The organism is Parafrankia discariae (assembly GCF_000373365.1).
Lineage (GTDB): Bacteria > Actinomycetota > Actinomycetes > Frankiales > Frankiaceae > Parafrankia > Parafrankia discariae.
In genome coordinates this window covers 1-2,927 of record NZ_KB891164.1, presented here as the reverse complement: position 1 = coordinate 2,927, position 2,927 = coordinate 1, and the positions used below count along the sequence as shown (strand labels likewise).

3 protein-coding genes are annotated in these 2,927 nt (G+C 70.7%); all 3 read left to right on the top strand.

The features are described 5' to 3' along the window. The first annotated feature begins 154 nt into the window (after positions 1-154). Entirely contained in the window at positions 155-1,069 is a 915-nt protein-coding gene (locus tag B056_RS0109005; protein WP_026239491.1) for a site-specific integrase, read from the top strand. After that, complete coding sequence (locus B056_RS0109000; RefSeq protein ID WP_035750921.1) at positions 1,066-1,998, top strand: tyrosine-type recombinase/integrase; 933 nt, start codon at positions 1,066-1,068, stop codon at positions 1,996-1,998. The genes B056_RS0109005 and B056_RS0109000 overlap by 4 nt, the downstream gene beginning before the upstream one ends. Next, positions 1,995-2,927: tyrosine-type recombinase/integrase (locus tag B056_RS0108995; protein WP_018501542.1), on the top strand; the 933-nt coding region annotated here is incomplete at its 3' end. The genes B056_RS0109000 and B056_RS0108995, both read left to right, overlap by 4 nt.

The following is a 2,927-nucleotide window of genomic DNA, read 5'->3' as shown; positions in this document are numbered from 1 at the left end:
TCGGCTTATGCCGAGGTCCGGGTTATGCCGGCCCTGGCTCTGGTTTTCCTGGTCAGGGCGATGAGCGGCTTCCTGATCTCGGCATAATCCTGCGGGACCGGGTGGTGGTCTGCCTGTCTGGAGTGGTCGTGTTCCTCCAGGCGAGGAGATCATCATGGAGATGGGTGCGGGTCGGGGCTGCGTGCAGCCGGATATGGCGCTGCTGGCGGAGTTCGGTGGCTGGCTGGACCGAGAGCGGGGTCTGTCGCCGGTGTCGGTGCGCTGCTATTGCAAGCAGTTGAAGGCGTTCCTGGCCGGGATCGGCGGGGCGGGCGCGGTCAGCGGCCTGGACGCGGGCGCGGTGACCGCGTTCATGGTGGCCTGGACGCAGGACCGCAACAGGTGGTCGGCGAAGGCGATGGTGACGTCGCTGCGCGCGTTCCTGCGGTTCGCGCACGCGACCGGGCGGACAGCGGTCCCGCTGGTGGGGGCCGTTCCCGCGGTCGCGTCGTGGCGGATGTCGTCGCTGCCCCGCGGTCTGAAAGCCGCGGAGATCGAGCGGCTGCTGGCCGGCTGCGACCGGGACACGGCGGTGGGCCTGCGGGACTATGCGGTCCTGTCGCTGCTGGCTCGACTCGGCCTGCGGGGTGCCGAGGCCGCCGGGCTGCAACTCGGTGACATCGCCTGGCGGGTCGGCGAGATCGCGGTCACCGGTAAGGGCAGCCGGACCGAGAGGCTCCCGCTGCCGGCCCTGGTAGGGGAGGCACTCGCCGCCTGGCTGACGGGCGGGCGGCCGACGTGCGAGTCGCGGTCGGTGTTCGTGACGGTCCGGCGGCCCTACCGGCCCCTGACACCGGAGTCGGTCCGGGCCCTCATGGGCAGGGCCTGCGAACGGGCCGGGCTGGACCGGCGTGGCACCCACCGGTTCCGGCATGCGCTGGCGACCGAGATGCTGCGGGCCGGGGCATCGCTGCCTGAGGTCGGGCAGGTACTACGGCACCGCAGCCAGCTATCGACCTCGCTTTATGCCAAGGTCGACCAGAACGCGCTGCGTCCGCTGGCTCGCCGGTGGCCGGAGGCCGGGCAGTGAGCGGGCTGAGGGCCAGCGCTGAGGAGTACCTCGCCCTGCGCAGGGCTCTGGGGTTCAAGCTGGAGAGCCACGGGCCGAGGCTGATGAGCTTCGTCCGGTTCTGCGAAGAGCGTGGTGCCACCGTGGTGACCACGGACCTGGCGGTGGGGTGGGCGACCTCGACCGCCAGCGACCACGAGGCCTACCAGGCCCGCCGCCTCGACGTGGTGCGGATCTTCGCCCGCCACCTGCAGCCGCTGGACCCGGCCACCGAGGTCCCGCCCGCCGACGTGCTGGATCGCCGCCAGTGGCGGATCCCGCCCTACCTCTACTCCCCGCAGGAGATCACCGCCCTGATGAGCGCGGCGGGCCAGCTCCGGCCGGCCATGCGGGCGGCGACCTGGCGGACGCTGATCGGCCTGCTGGCCGTGACCGGGATGCGCCAGGGCGAAGCCTGCCGCCTCGGCCGTGACGACGTTGACCTGAACGCCGAGACGATCACGGTCGAGGACTCCAAGTTCGGCAAGTCCCGCCTGGTGTTCCTGCACCCGACCGCAGCCGCCGCCTTACGCGTCTACGCGCGGGTCCGCGAGGAGACGTTCCCGCAGGCTGAGGCGGGCACGTTCCTCGTCAACAGCCTCGGCTGGCCGTTGGACCGTCGCAACACCCCCCACACGTTCGCCGTGCTCGTCACGGCGGCCGGCATCACCGCCCCACCCGGGCAGCGGGCCCCACGGCTGCATGACCTGCGGCACGTCTTCACGGTCGCAACAATGCTGGACTGGTATCGCGACGGCGCCGACGTCCAGGCCCGCCTCCCGGTCCTGTCCACATGGCTGGGTCACATCGACCCGAAGTCCACCTACTGGTATCTCTCCGCCGTCCCCGAGCTCCTCGCCCTGGCAGCCGCCAGGCTCGAACCCGCCAGCCGGGAACAGGCGGCATCGTGACCGACCTGGCCCCCGTCCTGCAAGGGTTCTTCACCGACCGACTCGCCCGGCAGAAGAACGCCAGCCCCCACACCGTCGCCGCCTACCGCGACACCTGCCGGCTCCTGCTCACCTTCGCCCAGACCAAGACCGGCACGCCGCCCAGCCAGCTCAGCCTCGCCGACCTCAACGCCACGCTCATCGGCGATTTCCTTCATCACCTTGAAGAACAGCGAGGGAACGGAACCGCCACCCGCAACGCCCGCCTGGCCGCGATCCACTCCCTGTTCACCTACGCCGCCCCCAGAGCTCCCGAGCACGCCGCCGTGATCAGCCAGGTCCTGGCGATCCCACCCCGGCGGCGCGAACGAGCGATCGTCAGCTACCTCACCGCCGAGGAGATCGACGCGCTGGTCGCGGCACCCGACCGCAGCACCTGGCACGGCCGCCGCGACCGGTCCCTGCTCCTCCTCGACGTCCAGACCGGACTGCGCGTCTCCGAACTCACCGGCCTGACCAGGCACGACATCCACCTCGGACCCGGCCCGCACGTCCGCTGCCACGGCAAAGGCCGCAAGGACCGGGCCACCCCACTCACCACCCAGACCGTCAAGGTCATGCGGACCTGGCTCGCTGAACTCAGCCCCGACCCGGGCGGCCCGCTGTTCCCCACCCAGCCCGGCCGCCGGCTCTCTCATGACGCCGTCGAGCGCCTCGTCGCCAAGCACGCCACCATCGCCGCGAACACCTGCCCATCGATCAAGGACAAACACGTCACCCCACACACGCTGCGGCATTCAGCAGCCATGACGCTTCTGAAAGCCGGAGTCGACACCTCAGTCATCGCCCTCTGGCTTGGTCACGAAGGCACCGACACCACCCAGGTTTACCTTCACGCCGACATGACCATCAAGGAAAAGGCCCTCGCTCGCGTCCAACAGCCCGGCACC

Excerpts from the sequence above, each read along its gene's own strand:
- B056_RS0109005 (WP_026239491.1), top strand. The coding sequence starts at position 155 with ATGGAGATGGGTGCGGGTCGGGGCTGCGTGCAGCCGGATATGGCGCTG.